This is a genomic window from Ignavibacteriota bacterium (genome assembly GCA_016708125.1).
Taxonomy (GTDB): domain Bacteria; phylum Bacteroidota; class Ignavibacteria; order Ignavibacteriales; family Melioribacteraceae.
Genome location: JADJGF010000001.1, coordinates 2,259,929 through 2,276,152 on the forward strand (window position 1 = coordinate 2,259,929; position 16,224 = coordinate 2,276,152).

The 16,224-nt window shown below is 29.0% G+C and carries 15 protein-coding genes; 11 read left to right on the forward strand and 4 right to left on the reverse strand.

Annotated elements, in window-relative coordinates; translation table 11 throughout:
* Positions 1-561: 561 nt before the first annotated feature.
* Complete coding sequence (locus IPH62_09900; GenBank protein MBK7105582.1) at positions 562-1,434, reverse strand: metallophosphoesterase; 873 nt, start codon at positions 1,432-1,434, stop codon at positions 562-564.
* Between the two features lie 185 nt (positions 1,435-1,619).
* Here IPH62_09900 and IPH62_09905 point away from each other — a divergent pair, with 185 nt between their 5' ends.
* Genes IPH62_09905 through IPH62_09955 form a run of 11 tightly spaced genes read left to right on the forward strand, consistent with a single transcriptional unit; the run spans position 1,620 to position 11,619 of the window.
* A complete protein-coding gene (locus tag IPH62_09905) occupies positions 1,620-2,627 on the forward strand; it encodes a hypothetical protein (protein MBK7105583.1) in 1,008 nt (335 codons plus the stop codon).
* A 3-nt stretch (positions 2,628-2,630) separates the two neighbouring features.
* The gene (locus tag IPH62_09910) at positions 2,631-3,425 is read left to right on the forward strand and encodes a glycosyltransferase family protein (GenBank protein MBK7105584.1); all 795 of its coding nucleotides are present in this window, start codon (positions 2,631-2,633) and stop codon (positions 3,423-3,425) included.
* Positions 3,415-4,272, forward strand: coding sequence for a transketolase (locus tag IPH62_09915; GenBank protein ID MBK7105585.1), 858 nt, complete (start codon positions 3,415-3,417; stop codon positions 4,270-4,272). The genes IPH62_09910 and IPH62_09915 overlap by 11 nt, the downstream gene beginning before the upstream one ends.
* The gene (locus IPH62_09920; GenBank protein ID MBK7105586.1) at positions 4,262-5,197 is read left to right on the forward strand and encodes a transketolase; all 936 of its coding nucleotides are present in this window, start codon (positions 4,262-4,264) and stop codon (positions 5,195-5,197) included. Before IPH62_09915 ends, IPH62_09920 begins: the two co-directional genes overlap by 11 nt.
* Positions 5,175-6,509 carry an aminotransferase class III-fold pyridoxal phosphate-dependent enzyme gene (locus tag IPH62_09925; protein ID MBK7105587.1) on the forward strand — a complete coding sequence of 445 codons (1,335 nt, stop codon included), beginning with the start codon at positions 5,175-5,177 and terminating at the stop codon, positions 6,507-6,509. Before IPH62_09920 ends, IPH62_09925 begins: the two co-directional genes overlap by 23 nt.
* Positions 6,509-7,312, forward strand: coding sequence for an SDR family oxidoreductase (locus IPH62_09930; protein MBK7105588.1), 804 nt, complete (start codon positions 6,509-6,511; stop codon positions 7,310-7,312). Before IPH62_09925 ends, IPH62_09930 begins: the two co-directional genes overlap by 1 nt.
* Positions 7,313-7,359: 47 nt before the next feature.
* A complete protein-coding gene (locus IPH62_09935; GenBank protein MBK7105589.1) occupies positions 7,360-7,836 on the forward strand; it encodes an HAD-IA family hydrolase in 477 nt (158 codons plus the stop codon).
* Positions 7,837-8,736, forward strand: a complete 900-nt coding sequence (locus IPH62_09940) for an N-acetylneuraminate synthase family protein (protein MBK7105590.1) — start codon at positions 7,837-7,839, stop codon at positions 8,734-8,736.
* Between the two features lie 3 nt (positions 8,737-8,739).
* Complete coding sequence (locus tag IPH62_09945; GenBank protein MBK7105591.1) at positions 8,740-9,537, forward strand: sterol desaturase family protein; 798 nt, start codon at positions 8,740-8,742, stop codon at positions 9,535-9,537.
* A 6-nt stretch (positions 9,538-9,543) separates the two neighbouring features.
* Positions 9,544-9,867: a multidrug efflux SMR transporter gene (locus IPH62_09950; GenBank protein MBK7105592.1), complete on the forward strand. Its 324-nt coding sequence runs from the start codon at positions 9,544-9,546 to the stop codon at positions 9,865-9,867.
* Between the two features lie 6 nt (positions 9,868-9,873).
* Positions 9,874-11,619 (forward strand): lysophospholipid acyltransferase family protein, encoded by a 1,746-nt coding sequence (locus tag IPH62_09955; protein ID MBK7105593.1) that lies wholly within the window; start codon positions 9,874-9,876, stop codon positions 11,617-11,619.
* Between the two features lie 5 nt (positions 11,620-11,624).
* Here IPH62_09955 and IPH62_09960 read toward each other — a convergent pair whose 3' ends face one another.
* From IPH62_09960 to IPH62_09970, 3 genes are all read right to left on the reverse strand, one after another.
* Positions 11,625-11,930, reverse strand: coding sequence for a hypothetical protein (locus IPH62_09960; GenBank protein MBK7105594.1), 306 nt, complete (start codon positions 11,928-11,930; stop codon positions 11,625-11,627).
* A 318-nt stretch (positions 11,931-12,248) separates the two neighbouring features.
* On the reverse strand, positions 12,249-13,310 hold the full coding sequence (locus IPH62_09965; GenBank protein ID MBK7105595.1) for a phytase: 1,062 nt from the start codon (positions 13,308-13,310) through the stop codon (positions 12,249-12,251).
* Between the two features lie 54 nt (positions 13,311-13,364).
* A complete protein-coding gene (locus IPH62_09970) occupies positions 13,365-16,103 on the reverse strand; it encodes a TonB-dependent receptor (GenBank protein ID MBK7105596.1) in 2,739 nt (912 codons plus the stop codon).
* Positions 16,104-16,224 lie beyond the last annotated feature (121 nt).

Below are 16,224 nucleotides of genomic sequence, written 5' to 3' on the forward strand. Positions count from 1 at the left end.
CGGATTCAGATCAAAAAGTACAAATAATTTTTACAAATGAAGAAATTGATGTGAATATTGTTCAGTTGAAAGGCTTTAATTGAGACTGTAAAAATTTGTTTTTATTAAACATCAAACCCATTTCGCAAATTGATAGAAAAGTATTTTTTAAGAAATTTCGGAACCAATAACATTTTATTGCATTGCTTTACTAACCAAATAAGTAAACTTATAATTCAATTAAACTCTATGTCTTCAGAAGAAGCAATAATTTTATATTCCAATCACCTTTTAAATAACTAAAACTAATAATGAGAATATTCAAAAATGAATTAATTTCATTAAGAAGTACTTACCACACTTAAAATTAACTCATGTTTTTGCTACTGTATTTTCGTTTCTAAAAAAATTAGAATCCGGTTTTCATACCAGACGGTACCGTCATTTTAATAGTCCGGTTTAAACTTATTTTCAGTAATGAAATGAAATTTATTCGAGTAGATCCAGATCAGATTGGGGGTGGGTAATGGAACCTAAATCCTTGACAGCGATATTAAAATCTAAATTATATTTTTAAGTTATTTAGTCTTGCAATTCCATATCAAATTTTGCGGATATGATTTTCATCAAATCTGTATCTAAGTAATTCAAAAAATGGATATCATCTTCATTATCAATAGATCCTCCGGCATTAAAAAAATCTATCCCTAATCTTGAATAGTTTTTATTCTCATGGCTATGACCATGCAGTACTAAACCAATTTCATTTTTGGTAAACAATTTAAGAAGTTTTTTCTTCCCTCTAAGTTTTAATGTGTATCCTTCAATTTTATTCCATAAATCATTACTTGAACTTTTTGCCTCAAAATTATTTTTATAAAAATGATGATGTGATAAGATTATTTTTTTGTGTTTTTCAATTCTTTTATCACTCAAAATCAACTTTATATTTGTGAATTCTTGTTTAGAAACTCTTCCATTTGATGCAAAGGGATTTTTTATTACGGAATAAACGTCATTTGTATTAATTCCGATTAAAACAATATCATCAATAATTTTTGCAAAAGGGAATACACTTCCATCTTCAGGGAAAATACAATCAATAAATAATTCTTCAAAGTAATTTACAAATCGCAAAACTTGATCATTATAATTTGTCGTTTTGCATCTTTCGGGAAAATTTATTAAATCCTTAACAGAATAAACGCCGCCAAAAATATCATGATTTCCAATTATAACGGTTGTTTTCTTTGAATCAAGTAAATTAAAATCTTTTAAAATATTTCTAAAAATCTTAAAACTCTCCTCATCCGCATCGTGTGCAATATCGCCGGTTACAATTAAATGATCAAATCCATCAATTACGGCTTGAGTTAAAGCAGTTCGTGTCTTCTCAATATTATTTTTATGATAGTATGGATTTAAGTGAAGGTCGGATAAATGTAATATTCTCATTTCTATAAAAAGTTTTTACAAAAGTAAAATTTGAATGTTAACTTAATTTTATCCCAATATTAATTTAATTTTAACAAAACGAATTCCAACAAAATTTCTTAATCATTTCTTAACATCAAAGTAATTATTCAGTAACATATTCAAACTAAATTTCCACAATCAAAAATCAACTCCTAATTGGTTTTATGCGAAACAAAGCGTTATTTATTTGCGGCTCCATGAATCAGACCACAATGATGCACAAAATATCGAAGCATCTATTGGGGTTTGATTCATATTTTACTCCGTTTTATGATGATGGAACAATTGGATATTTGGCGGAAAAAGGATTTTTGGAATTCACAATTTTGGGTAAAAAGGTTAGACGAAAAACGGAAAATTACCTTATAAATAATAAATTAAATATTGATCCGGATAAAAGAAACAATGAATATGATTTAGTATTTACATGCTCTGATTTAATTATTCCGCATAATATAAAGCATAATAAAATCATTCTGGTGCAAGAGGGAATGACTGATCCGGAAAATTTGATGTATTATTTTGCAAAATATTTTGGATTTCCTCGTTATTTAGCAAGCACTTCTACAACTGGTTTATCCGATGCTTATAAATTATTTTTTGTTGCTTCGGAAGGTTATAAAAATCTTTTTATTAAAAAAGGTGTAAATCCGGATAAAATTGTTGTAACCGGAATTCCAAATTTTGATAATGTAAACGAGTTTACTGAAAATGATTTTCCATATAAGAATTTTGTTTTAGTTGCCACTTCAGATTCCCGCGAAACATTTAAGTATGAAAATCGAAAGAAATTTATTTTGGATGCATTAGAAATTGCTAATGGGCGTAGGCTTATATTCAAACTTCATCCAAACGAAAATTTTAATAGAGCAACAAAAGAAATTAAAAAATATGCTCCCGATGCTTTGGTTTATACGGATGAAAATATAAATCACATGATTGCAAATTGTGACGTACTAATTACAAAATATTCCACGGTTGTATATATTGGAATTGCATTAGGAAAAGAAGTCCATTCTTATTTCGATATAAATTTATTAAAAGAATTAACTCCAATTCAAAATGATGGAAAATCTGCCGAACTAATTGCACTTAAATCACTTGAATATTTTTACTCACCTAACTTATCGTTAGAGATGAAAAATCTACAACTAGAATTGAGAAAGACATAAGTCATGTTAAAAATTGTAACTATAATTCAAGCTAGAACGGGATCAACTCGTTTACCAAATAAAGTATTGTTTTACGCGGCAGGTAAACAATTGCTTTTACATATGGTTGAAAGAGTTAAAAAGTCAAAATATTCAGGCAGAGTAGTTGTAGCAACAACATCAAATGAAGAAGATAATATAATTGAAGAATTATGTGAGAAAAATAAAATTGACTTTTACAGAGGGCACTCAACTGATTTACTAGATAGACATTATAAAACTGCGCTAAAATTTGATGCTGACATTGTGGTAAAAATTCCATCTGATTGTCCATTAATTGATCCTCAGATTATTGATCGTGTAATTGGATATTTTTTAGAAAATATTGATTCGTTTGATTTTGTAAGTAATTTACAACCGCCATCTTATCCAGATGGGAATGATGTTGAAGTTATGACAATGGATACTCTACGATATATTTGGAAAGAAGCAAAAAAAGATTACGAACGAGAACACACAACTCCATATATCTGGAATCATCCCGATGTATTTGATATAGGTAATGTTAACTGGAATACGGGTTTTGATTTTTCAAAAAGCCACAGATGGACTTTGGACTACGAAGAAGATTATACATTTATACGAATGATCTATGAAGAATTATATCACAACAATCCAAATTTTAGTTTATATGATATACTTGATCTGATTGAAAATAAACCATACTTAGGCAGAATTAATAATAAACACGTTGGAAAATTTTGGTATAACGATCAAATAACAATTGCACCAAAAATGAGATTAGAATATGGACAATAAAAAATTAATTGAATATAAAGAAATTGCGAAAAATGTTAGAGAACATATTATCACTTTAAGTAATAATGGCGGGGCTTTTATTGGGTCTGCGCTTTCTTGTTCTGATTTAATTGTTTATCTCTATACAGATTTTTTAAATGTTAGTAAAGATAAACTCCAAAGTAAAAACAGAGATTACTTTTTCCTATCAAAAGGACATGCCGTTCCAGCTTTATATGGAATGTTTATTGAATTAGGCTGGTTAGAAGTTGAAAGATTAAATAATCATTTACAAGTAAATGATGATATTTATTGGCATCCAAATACAAAAATTCCGGGAGTTGAATTTCATTCAGGCTCACTTGGTCATTCGCTATCAATTGCTATTGGAATTGCAATAGACTGTAAACTAAAAGAAACCCAAAATAAAATTGTTGTGCTAATGGGAGATGGTGAGTTGAATGAAGGATCTATTTGGGAATCATTATTAATTGCGCATGCATACAAATTAGATAATCTCTTAATCATTATTGATCGAAATCAAATTCAAGCAAATTTACTTACAGAAGAATTAATTCCACTTAATCCGCTTAATCTAAAATTTGAATCTTTCGGATGTACGGTTAAATCAATAGATGGACATAATTTTATTGATATGAATGAAGCATTAAAAGAATTTCCGTTTGAAATAAATCGTCCGTCGGTTATAATCGCAGATACAACAAGAGGCAAAGGAATTAGAAGCATTGAAAATAAAATTAATAAATGGTTTGTTGAGAACAATGATTATAGCGTGATTGAGTATATAAATGAACTGAATATGACAAATGAATTTGAATTTAAAATGAGTAACTTAAATGAATTATGAAGAAAAATTAATAGAACTCGCTCATAAGAATGAAAGCATAATAATTCTTACTGCAGAAAATAGAGCTTCAATTAGAAATTTACCCAAAGTAATACCAAATAAATTTATTGATACCGGAATTAATGAGCAATCGCTTGTTGGTATATCAGCGGGCTTAGCTTTAAGAGGAAGAACACCAATAGTACATGCTTTAGCCGCATTTTTAACAATGCGATCGTTTGAATTTATAAGAACCGATATTGGATATCCAAATTTAAATGTAAAACTTATTGGCAATTTTGCAGGATTACTCTCAGAAGGAAACGGACCAACACATCAAGCAATAGAAGATATTGCATTGATGAGATGCATTCCAAATATGAATATATTCTGTCCGGCTGATATGGATGATATGATAAAAGGACTTTCTACAATAATAAATTACAACAGACCTTTTTATATAAGATATAATGATTTGCCGACAATTGTGAATCACGAAGAGTTTGCACTTGGCAAAGCCGAAGTATTTGGTGATGGTAATGAAATAGGAATTATAGTTTATGGAACATTATTTAACGAATCATTTAAAGCAAAAGAAATTCTTGAAGCTGAAGGTTATTCGGTAAGACTTGTTAACTTAAGAACGATTAAACCAATTGATGAATATGAAATTTTGAATACAGTGAATAATTGTAAAACAATTATATCAATTGAAGATCATTATCAAATTGGCGGGCTATATTCCATAATATCGGAAATTTTAGTTAAAGAAAAACTTATCTCAGATTATTTAGCAATTAACTTACAAAATAAATTTTTTAAGCCCGCAAAGTTAAACAACATCTTAAATTATGAAGGTTTTAGTGCAATTCAAATTGCAAATAGAATAAAAGAACATTTAGTAAAAAAGGAAAAAAAACTCAATGTCCAATGGAGTAATGTTTAATAGTAGTTATCCGTCAATTAGAAAATCTAATGAATATTATAACAGAGCAGTAAATTTAATTCCCTCTGTTACACAAACACTTGCTAAAGGTCCAACTCAATATATAAAAGGCATAGCGCCAAAATATTTAGTAAAAGGAAATGGATCACATGTTTGGGATGTGGATGGAAATGAATACATCGATTATAATATGGGAATTGGACCAATTTCATTGGGATATAATTATAAAAAAGTTAATGATGCAATTTCTAATCAACTTAAAGATGGAATAACATTTTCTTTAATGCATCCGTTAGAAGTTGAAGTTGCTGAATTGTTAAATGAAATTATTCCCAATGCAGAAATGGTTAGATATAGTAAAACCGGTGCGGATGTAACAAGTGCAGCAATTAGATTAGCCAGAGCTTACACAGGAAAAGACAAAATATTAGTCTGCGGTTATCATGGATGGCATGACTGGTATTCGAATATACTTCCTCCAAATAAGGGAATTCCAAAAGTAATAAGCGAATTAACTCACACATTTAATTATAATGATATTGAATCGTTGAAAAAATCAATTGATGAAAATACAGCCGCTGTGATTATTGAACCAGTTGTATTTGATGAACCTAAAGATAATTTTTTATCTCAAGTATCTGAACTATGTAAAGAAAAAAATATTGTTTTAATATTTGATGAAATGTGGACTGGTTTTAGAATTTCACTTGGCGGTGCTCAAGAATATTTTAATGTAATTCCGGATCTTGCAACATATTCAAAAGCAATTGCTAATGGAATGCCTATTTCGGTTCTCACCGGTAAAAAGGAAATTATGCAATTAGCGGAAAATGATATTTTCTTTTTTACAACTTTCGGAGGAGAAGCTTTGTCTCTTGCAGCAGCTAAAGCAACGATAGAAGAAATAAAAGAAAAAGATGTAATCAATTACTTGGGAATTCAAGGGAAAAAGTTAAAAGATGGTTTTAACAGTTTATGCGAATTATTTGATTTGGATTTTATTTATGCTATTGGCTATAACTGGAGATCTATGATAAGAATAAAAAATGATTTAATGGATCCATTAATTATAAAATCCTTTATTCAGCAAGAAATGATTAAGAGAGGAATACTTTGGTCGGGTTTTCACAATATGTCATTTTCACATACGGATGAAGATATAAATTATACGCTTAATGTTTATGAGGATGTTTTAAAATTATTGAAGGATGCAGTTTCCAAAAATGATATCGAAAGCAGATTATTTGGTGAACCGGTAAAAGCGGTTTTTAGAAAAACTGAAAACTTTAATATAAAACCGGTTTTAAAATAATGGAGTTATTTTCTTTAAATAATAAAGTTGCTGTTGTAACCGGTGCTTTAGGATTATTAGGTAAAAATCATTGTGAAGCTTTAGCCGAAGCCGGTGCAAATGTAATTGTTGCCGATATTGATGAAGCAGAATGTAAATTGTTTTCTAAAAATTTAAAAACTCAATCATCAGGATTTGCACTTGATGTGACCAACGAGAAATCAATTCAAAATTTATTGGAAAATGTTTTAGCAGTGTTTAATAAAGTTGATATACTTATAAATAATGCTGCAATAAATGATATGGTAGAAAATCCAAAAAATATTTTGGAAGAATCTCAATTTGAAAATTATTCTTTACAAAAATGGCAACGTTCAATTGATGTTAATTTAACCGGAACATTTCTTTGTTCTAAAATTATCGGCAGCCAAATGGTAAAACAAGGAAATGGAAATATTATAAATATTGCATCTACTTATGGAGTAGTTGCCCCAAATCAAAATTTATACAAAGATAAAAATGGAAATCAAATATTTTATAAACCGCCGGCATATTCAGTTACAAAAGGTGCGGTAATTTCGTTTACAAAATATTTGGCTTCTTATTGGGCAGAAAAAAATATCAGAGTAAATTGCCTTTCTCCAGGTGGAGTTAAAAATAATCAAAATGAAGAATTTATAAATGAGTATTCATACAGAACGCCATTAGGCAGAATGGCAAATCCGGATGATTATAAAGGAGCAATAGTATTTCTTGCTAGCGATGCTTCAAATTATATGACCGGAGAAAATTTAATTGTTGACGGTGGATGGACAATTTGGTAAAGGAAAAATATATGAATGAGCTAAGTACAAAACTAAAAAAAATTAAAATGTTATTAACAGATGTTGATGGAGTTTTAACAGACACTGGCGTTTACTATTCCGTTTCAGGCGAAGAATTGAAAAGATTTAGTCTGCGAGATGGAATGGGAGTTGAAAGGCTAAGAGAACTTGTTAAAGTTAAAGTTGGAATTGTTTCCGGGGAAAAGTCTTTACTCGTAAGAAAACGAGCTGAAAAATTAGATATCGAAGAAATTCATCTTGGTGCTAAAAATAAAATTAAAGTGTTAAAAAATATTTGTAAAGAAAGGGGTTTGGAATATAATCAAATTGCTTACATAGGTGACGATGTAAACGATTTAGAAATTATTGATGCAGTTGGAGTTTCAGCTTGCCCTGCTGATGCAATGAAAAATGTAAAAGAGAAAGTTGATATTGTATTAGAAAATATTGGCGGAAATGGTGCATTTAGAGAATTTGCTGAAATAATTATTGAAGAGAAATTAAAAAATAAAGAAGAGGACTAAATGAATAGATCAAATATAATTCGTATCGGAAATAAATTTATTGGTGATGGACAACCGGTTTATATAATTGCAGAAATTGGAATTAATCATAACGGATCTTTAGATAACGCTAAAAAACTAATAGACGGTGCTGTGTTTGCCGGATGTGATGCTGTAAAATTTCAGAAGAGAACTCCGGAAATTTGTGTACCCGAAGATCAATTTTATATTGAAAGAGATACACCGTGGGGTAGAATGTCATATATTGAATATCGGCATAGAGTTGAATTCGGATTTTCAGAATATGAAAGCATTGATCAATATTGCAAAGAAAAAAACATTCACTGGTTTGCTTCAGCATGGGATGTTGAGGCTGTAAAGTTTCTAGAGGAATTTAACCCAATAATGTATAAAATATCATCTGCTTCATTAACCGATGATGAACTTCTTAAAAAAGTTAAAAAGACTGAAAAACCAATAATGATTTCAACGGGAATGTCATCACTTTATGAAGTTGATAAAGCAGTTGAAACATTACAAGAATCTCAATTGATGATTGCGCAATCTACGTCTAACTATCCATGTAATTTAAACGAGTTAAATATAAATGTGGTAGAAAGTTATAAAAACAGATATCCAAAAATACCGATTGGATATTCCGGACATGAAACTGGGTTAGCACCAACTTATGCTGCAGTTGCTAAAGGTGCAACTTTTATTGAAAGACATATCACACTTGATCGTGCATCTTGGGGAAGTGATCAAGCTGCATCTGTAGAAATAATGGGAATGTATAGATTAGTAAAAGATATTAGAGATATCGAAAAAGCACTTGGTGATGGAATTAAAAAAGTTTATGACAGCGAAAAAAAATCAATGTCAAAATTAAGAAAGAACATTTCAGAAAAATTATATGCATAGTTAATGAATTTATTTAACTTTCAATTTTTATCATTCGGCTTACTTTCGCTTTTTGCAATTGTTGTAATAATTTTGGAAAGATTTTTTCCTTACAATAAAAATCAGCTTTTTTTTAGAAAAGGATTTTGGACAGATTTAATTTTCTATAATTTTATTCAATCTTTTGTACTTGGAATTTTAATTTCTTTTTTAATTGTATTTATTGATAACTCAACCCATTTATCTAGATTAAAAATTATTTCAGATTGGCCAATATTTTTACAACTTTTATTTTTTATTGTTACGCACGATTTGTACATATATTGGTTTCATAAACTTCAGCATAAAAATAAATATCTTTGGCGACTTCATGAAGCGCATCATTCTGCAAAAGAAGTCGATTGGATTTCCGGTGTAAGATCACACAGTTTTGAAATTTTAATTAATCAAACAATTGAATTTCTTCCAATATTATTATTGGGAGCTCCTCCTCAAGTTGCTGTAGCAAAAGGATTGATAAGCGGGGCATGGGGAATATACATTCATTCGAATATCAATGTGAAATCGGGAGTTTTACAATATGTAATTAATGGTCCGGAAATGCATCGACTGCATCATTCAATTGGTAAGGGAAGAAATAAAAACTTTTCTACAAAATTAGCAATTTGGGATTGGATTTTCAGCACTTCATATTTCCCGAAAAATGAGAAAGCAAAAGAATATGGACTAAAAACATTCTTCCCAGAAAATTATTTCCGGCAATTTCTTTTCGCATTTCGAAAATTTAAAAACGAAAAAATTATAAATGTAAAAGGGAATTAAATGCAAATAAATTGGTTTTACTTATTGTTAGCCGGTTTCTTGGAAATTGGCTGGGTAATCAGCTTAAAAAAAACAGAAGGTTTCACAAAACTAATTCCAATTATATTTTATGCACTTTTCGGATTTTTTGCTGCTTACTTTTTTTCCAACGCATTGAAAACAATTCCAATTGGAATTGCTTATGCAATATGGATGGGAATTGCAGTAATAGGTACAACAATTGCAGAAAGTCTAATTTTTAACTCAACGATTAATTTTGCTAAGGTATTTTTTGTTGTTCTAATTTTAATTGGAGCAATAGGTTTAAAATTATCTTCAAATGTGGAGTAAAAATTTATGAGTAAACTTGATTTGAATTTTGTTATAACTAATCACTATCCAAACTTTGAAAAAATATCTAACTGGAAAAAACAATTAATTTTAGGAATAGTTAAAAGAGTAATTCATTTAGACGAAATAAATAAAGTTCTTGAAACAAACTCAGATACATATGGGGTTGAATTTATTGATAATTTATTTGAGCAGCTTAACTTTTCATTTAATATATCAAACAAGGATTTAAGAAAAATTCCATCGGAAGGAAGATTGATAATTGTTGCAAATCATCCAATTGGAAGTTTGGATGGATTGGCTTTGTTGAAATTAATATCAGAGATTAGGGAAGATGTAAAAATTATTGCAAATTCAATTTTATATGAAATTGAAAACTTGAGAAATCTGTTTTTACCTTTTAATTTGGATTCAAAATTAATTCAAAGAGAAAATATAAAATCAATTGATGAAGCTTTGCAAAACGAGCATGCAATAATTATTTTTCCAGCTGCTGAAGTATCAAGATTAAAATTCTATCATATCACAGATTCAAAATGGCATAAAGGTGCAATTCATTTTGCTAAAAAAAACAATTCTCCAATTCTTCCAATTTACATTGATGCTAAAAATTCATTACTATTTTATTTGGCATCAGCAATCAATAAATATTTTTCAAGATTCTTATTAGTTCACGAATTGTTTAATAAGAAAAATAAAACAATCTCAATTAAAGTGGGAAATCCAATACCGGCAAAGGTTTTTACTTCGCATATTATTGAAGATCAATCTCAGATTGCATTATTGAAAAAACATGTTATGAGAATTAGAAAAGATAGAAAAGGAGTTTTCGTAACCGAGAAAAATATTATTCATCCAATTCCAAGAAAATTTATTAAACGTGAATTAATAAACTCTGAATTATTAGGAGAAACATCAGATAGAAAAAAAATATATTTGTGCGAATATTCTAAAGCTCCAAATACATTAAATGAAATTGCACGTTTAAGAGAAATTACATTTAGAAAAGTTGGTGAAGGAACCGGCAATAAATTAGACATTGATCGTTTTGATAAAATTTATAAACACATTGTTGTTTGGGATGAAAATGATTTGGAGATTGTCGGCGCATACAGATTAGGATTAGGTAGTGAACTAATGAATGAATTTGGCATTAAAGGATTTTATACTTCAACACTATTTAAATATTCCGAAGATTTTATTAATACTTATTTGAATTCATCATTAGAGCTTGGAAGAAGTTTTATCCAAAAAAAATATTGGAAGACAAATGCGCTTCACTATCTCTGGCAAGGAATTGGAGCGTTTTTATATAAACATCCGGAAATTAAATATATGTTTGGCGGAGTAAGTATTAGTAAAAATTATAATCAAACAGCAACTGAAATGATTGTTTTTTATTATTCAAAATGGTACGGAAATATTAAAGATTCTGTTCATCCAAATAAAGAATTTAAAATTTCTGAAAAAACTTATTCTAATTTAAGTGAAGAATTTATTGGGAATTCACCAATTGAAGATTATAAAATTCTAAAAAATATGTTAAAACCATTTGGATTTACTGTTCCAACTTTATATAAACAATATACGGATTTGTGCGAAATTGATGGTGTGAAATATTTGGGATTTGGAGTTGACGATTCTTTTGAAATGTGTGTCGACGGATTTATATTAATTGATGTTGAAAAAATTACAAAGGAAAAAAGATTAAGATATATTGATGTTCATTCTGGAGAACAAGCTGTTGCTTAGTCTTCTTATTCTTTTGAAGGTAAACCAAGTTTAGTTAATAGTTCTTCAAGGTCTTTAACAAGATTAAAACTTTTTGCTTTTACATCATTAAAAGTTTGTGAGTAAGATTCAGTTTTAGAACTATCCCAATTCAACAGTCTTTGATTGTAATTCTTAAAAGGTTCGTTTTCATATCTCTTTGGTTTTGAATCTTCCAGATTGCTTGCAGCTTTTCTCGCACTTAATTCAGAATAATCCCAAGTTAAATCAAAAAGCGAAAATAGAATATTTCTAACTTTCTTCCATTCTTCGTCATTCAAATCTTTTTTCATTATTGTTTATGAACTAATTAAAATCGTGAGAAAATTTTTTAGTAAAATTATTAAGTAAAAATAAAAATGATCCAATCAATGAATGATAAACATCAATGATTTCAAAGTTTATTGTTGACGCAATGTTTGTGAAATAAACAAAAAATTTAATAAAAACTATACTTGAGAAAAAAACTGAGAATCCTTGAAGGCTGATAGTAAGTATTTTTGTGAAATTCATCGTTGTAATTAATATTATTTTCTAAACTAAATATAAATTACAAATGTTAAGTTATAATGAATTTAATTTTAAGAAATCGTTAAAATTATTTTGATATCTTAATCACTTAATTTTACTCTTTTCAATATTTCTGATAAATTAAAAGAAGAAATATTCTTATCATTATTCACAGCAAAAAAAACGCCTTTTGGAAAATTCGTTAATGATTCTTGAGTCAGCCAAATTCCATCCGTATTAGTTGTTTTCGTCGATTTAAAAAAGCCAATATGTTCGAAAGTTTTCCTATCAAAAAAATGAAATGTATTTGAAACGGAATCTTGGTCTGTTGCAACCCAAAAACCTTGGTTATCTTTCTCTTTATATAAAGCAATACCCTCAACTTGGGTTTTAAATAAACCACGCCCAACTATTTTATTTTTAAATATACCATCAAAGTTATAAATCTTGATACATGTTTCATCTTCTTTTTCTTCAGCAATAAGTAAATTATTATTTTCAAAATCTCCATTAATTGATTCAACAATTCTTAATACTCCGTTTCCAGTAGTATCACCAAATTTCTTAATTAGTTTTGTTTGAAATTGATTGTTCTCAAACTTCATTTCATATAAGTGAATTCTGTTACCTAAATCTTTATCTATAGGAATTTGTTCATCTGCTGTTTCATAATTATCTGTTACATAAATATTGTATGATTTTTCATTTTTATGAACATAAATTCCATAGGGTTTTATTAAATCACCAATCCCAATAAAATTAACAAAATTAAAATCTGGCAATTTTAAGATTTGCAATCTGGCATTATCTCTTTCTACAATAAATAAAAGAGAATCAATTGCAAAAATTCCATTTGGTCTTGAAAACTGAAGTGGTTCGTTACCGCTTGCTCCAACGTATTTTACAAAATTACCAGTTGCTGCATCATGAACAATAAGTCTATCTGTTGCTTTTGCTGTTGTAATTAGCCAAGCAGTTTTATCATTAAGTTTCCAGAAAGTAGGGGAATCAATATTGTCAGCTTCGTTCGCTGTTGTTTGATAATATTCGGATACTATAAATTCTTTTGCAGTTTTGTTAGAAACAATATTTTTATCTGTACAAGAATACAAAGAAATGATTGATAAAATTATTGCCAAAGCATTATAAAATATTTTTTTCATATTTTTCTCAAAAAATTTTAAGCGGACAAAAAATTAGTCCGCCTAATTATTTTATTACAAATCAAATTTAATTCCAGCGTTAAATCTTAAATCGTAATACTCAGCTTGATAAGTTCTTTTTTGTGTTCCGGCATAATATCGTAAAGGCTGATTTGTTAAATTATTGGCTTCAATAAACAACCTTAAATTTGGAGTAAATGCATATGAGCCATTGAGATCAAGTCTAACAACACTATCATAATATCTTTCTAAACCGGGAGTTAAATCTAATTCATCCGGATCTAAATATGCAGCAGTATAATTAAAGGAAATTCCTAAAACTATTTGCTCATTTTGATAAGTTAAATTTGCATTTACAATATGTGGAGAAGTTCCGGGCAATTCAATATCCTTTTTGCCTTCAACTTGATCATTAAGTACTGGGTTATCCGTATTTGAATTAGTAAAAGTATAGTTTGAATAAAAATTCAAATTCTTAAAAATACTTCCAAGAAAATCTAATCTTCTTTGAAATGCAAATTCAACACCAAACAAATTTGCTGAGGCGCCATTACGAGGTTGGAAAAATTCATCATATGTATTGCCGGAAATATTATCTGCATAATCTTCTTCTGAATAAACATAAATATAATCATCTATGGATTTATAAAAAATTCCACCGGATAAAATTCCTACACTTTCTAAATATTTTTCCGCATTCAAATCGAAATTCATAGAAGTTGTTGGTTTTAATGAAGGATTACCAATTGCCAGCTCTTCATTATCTTCGGCGATTGCTCTATATGGAACAAGATCATAATAATTTGGTCTTGCAATTGTATTTGTCCATGCAAATCTTAAGATTGTATTTTCATCATAATTAAATTTGAAATGAATACCCGGAAGGAAATTAGAATAATTATCTTTTCCTGTTGTTGAAGTAACATCTTCTGTTGCTTCATCAAATTGATAACCTTTAAAATCAATATCGGTTTGTTCAAATCTAATTCCGGCAATCATCGAAATACTATTCCCTAAATTTTGATTTAACTGTAGATAACCGGCAATAACATTTTCAGCTGCATTAAAATTAGATGCGGCATATTCATCCGGTTTATCTTCTTTTTCAAATAAGGAAGAATTATCTAAATCCAATGACCCAATACTTTCAGCCGATGTTAATGTTCCAACTTTATAGTCTCCGGCTAAAAAGTTTGGATTTGTATAATCTTTTGTTGCCCAATCTAAAATACTTGCCGGTTCTGATAAAGGTGTATATTCAAAAAAATTATTATCTCGTTCCTTATCTTTATTTTTAAGTCTAGCACCAATTTTCAATTTATTGTTAAACTTACCGGAATTTAACAAAGGAATTTCAAAATTTACTTTTGCATTAAAATCTTTTTCTTCTGTAAATTGGTATTCTTCACTGATTTCATCTAACACATATTGAGAAAGCGAAACACTTTCTAGTGGTTTGGGAGTTTCTAAATCAGATAAGTCAAATTGTACTTCAACATCTTCAGCAGCCCATGTTATATATCGCTCATTTGGTCTTTCTTCTGAAGCCCTTGATATTCCGGCAGACCAATCAAGTTTTATATTTCCATCAAAAGCATGATCTCCAGATAAAGATAACGTAAACATTTTTTGATTTTCTAATCGAGCATTTTCACTTGTATCACCGCTTATTCCACCTTTTGTTTGTCTTTCAATTGTATCATCAGAGTAAGTTACTCTGTAACGATTTTCCCAATCTTTTCTGTTTGAATAAATCCCTTTTAGATAAATGGTGTTGAATGGATTTATCCTAAAATCTAAAGTTCCACCTATACTTTGTCTTAATCTTCTAATTTGATATTCACGAATTTCCCATTCATCAATAATAATATTACCTTCATCATTATCCCACGCACCTTCGGTATTGTCTGAGCCTAATTCATGATCATGATAAGAACCATTTAATAAAATACCAAATACGTCATCAGCAAATCTTTGTCCTACCGTAAAAGCTCCGTTAAATGCTGCTTTTTCTGAAAGTTGATTGTAATTTCCACCTAGTGTTGTTGACAATCGTAATTTATTTGGTGCCCCTTTTGTAATTAGGTTAACCGATCCACCAATAGCATCAGCATCCATTTCGGGAGTGACAGCTTTATTTACTTCAATGGTTTGAACCATATCGGATGGAACTAAATCTAACTGAACATTTCTTATTTCAGCCTCAGCGGATGGAATTCTTTCACCATTAATTGTAAAAGAATTTAAACGTGGTTCTGTTCCTCTTATATTTCCAAATCTTGCTTCACCTTGATCATAATTAACAGTTATTGAAGTAATTCTTTTGAGTGCATCGCCAATATTTGCATCTGGGAATCTTCCAATTTGATCTGATGAAACAATGTTTGTAATATTCATATTTTCTTTTTGCTGATTCAAAGCTTTAGCTTGACCAATTAATTGATCGCCTAAAACAACAACTTCCTCGCCAAATAAAATTCCGGAATTAAGAATAACATTTAATTCCAAAGTTTTGTTTTCTAAAACATCAATGTTAATTTTTTTTGTTTGATAACCGAGATAAGAAAATGTAATTTCATAATTGCCGGTATTGAGATTTGAAAAGACAAATTTTCCATTTTCATCTGAAGTAACACCTTTTTTTAGTGCTTCGATGTATATGTTTGCACTAACCAAAGATAGATTATTCTCATCGGTTATAATTCCTACAATTTTCCCGTTTTGAGCAAAATATAAATTTGTTACAAGTAGAAAAAAAATAAACACTTTAATAATTTGTTGCATTTTTTGCATATCGACCTCAAGATAAATTTTACACTGCAAAATTTACTGAGCCAGATAAGACTATATGTTAAATGAAAGTTAAGTGTTTGTTAAGTAATTATTAAGCGTTAATTGTAATACGCCTATTAAA

Excerpts from the sequence above, each read along its gene's own strand:
- IPH62_09900 (MBK7105582.1), bottom strand. The coding sequence starts at position 1,434 with ATGAGAATATTACATTTATCCGACCTTCACTTAAATCCATACTATCAT.
- IPH62_09905 (MBK7105583.1), top strand. The coding sequence starts at position 1,620 with ATGCGAAACAAAGCGTTATTTATTTGCGGCTCCATGAATCAGACCACA.
- IPH62_09910 (MBK7105584.1), top strand. The coding sequence starts at position 2,631 with ATGTTAAAAATTGTAACTATAATTCAAGCTAGAACGGGATCAACTCGT.
- IPH62_09915 (MBK7105585.1), top strand. The coding sequence starts at position 3,415 with ATGGACAATAAAAAATTAATTGAATATAAAGAAATTGCGAAAAATGTT.
- IPH62_09920 (MBK7105586.1), top strand. The coding sequence starts at position 4,262 with ATGAATTATGAAGAAAAATTAATAGAACTCGCTCATAAGAATGAAAGC.
- IPH62_09925 (MBK7105587.1), top strand. The coding sequence starts at position 5,175 with ATGTCCAATGGAGTAATGTTTAATAGTAGTTATCCGTCAATTAGAAAA.
- IPH62_09930 (MBK7105588.1), top strand. The coding sequence starts at position 6,509 with ATGGAGTTATTTTCTTTAAATAATAAAGTTGCTGTTGTAACCGGTGCT.
- IPH62_09935 (MBK7105589.1), top strand. The coding sequence starts at position 7,360 with ATGTTATTAACAGATGTTGATGGAGTTTTAACAGACACTGGCGTTTAC.
- IPH62_09940 (MBK7105590.1), top strand. The coding sequence starts at position 7,837 with ATGAATAGATCAAATATAATTCGTATCGGAAATAAATTTATTGGTGAT.
- IPH62_09945 (MBK7105591.1), top strand. The coding sequence starts at position 8,740 with ATGAATTTATTTAACTTTCAATTTTTATCATTCGGCTTACTTTCGCTT.
- IPH62_09955 (MBK7105593.1), top strand. The coding sequence starts at position 9,874 with ATGAGTAAACTTGATTTGAATTTTGTTATAACTAATCACTATCCAAAC.
- IPH62_09960 (MBK7105594.1), bottom strand. The coding sequence starts at position 11,930 with ATGAAAAAAGATTTGAATGACGAAGAATGGAAGAAAGTTAGAAATATT.
- IPH62_09965 (MBK7105595.1), bottom strand. The coding sequence starts at position 13,310 with ATGAAAAAAATATTTTATAATGCTTTGGCAATAATTTTATCAATCATT.
- IPH62_09970 (MBK7105596.1), bottom strand. The coding sequence starts at position 16,103 with ATGCAAAAAATGCAACAAATTATTAAAGTGTTTATTTTTTTTCTACTT.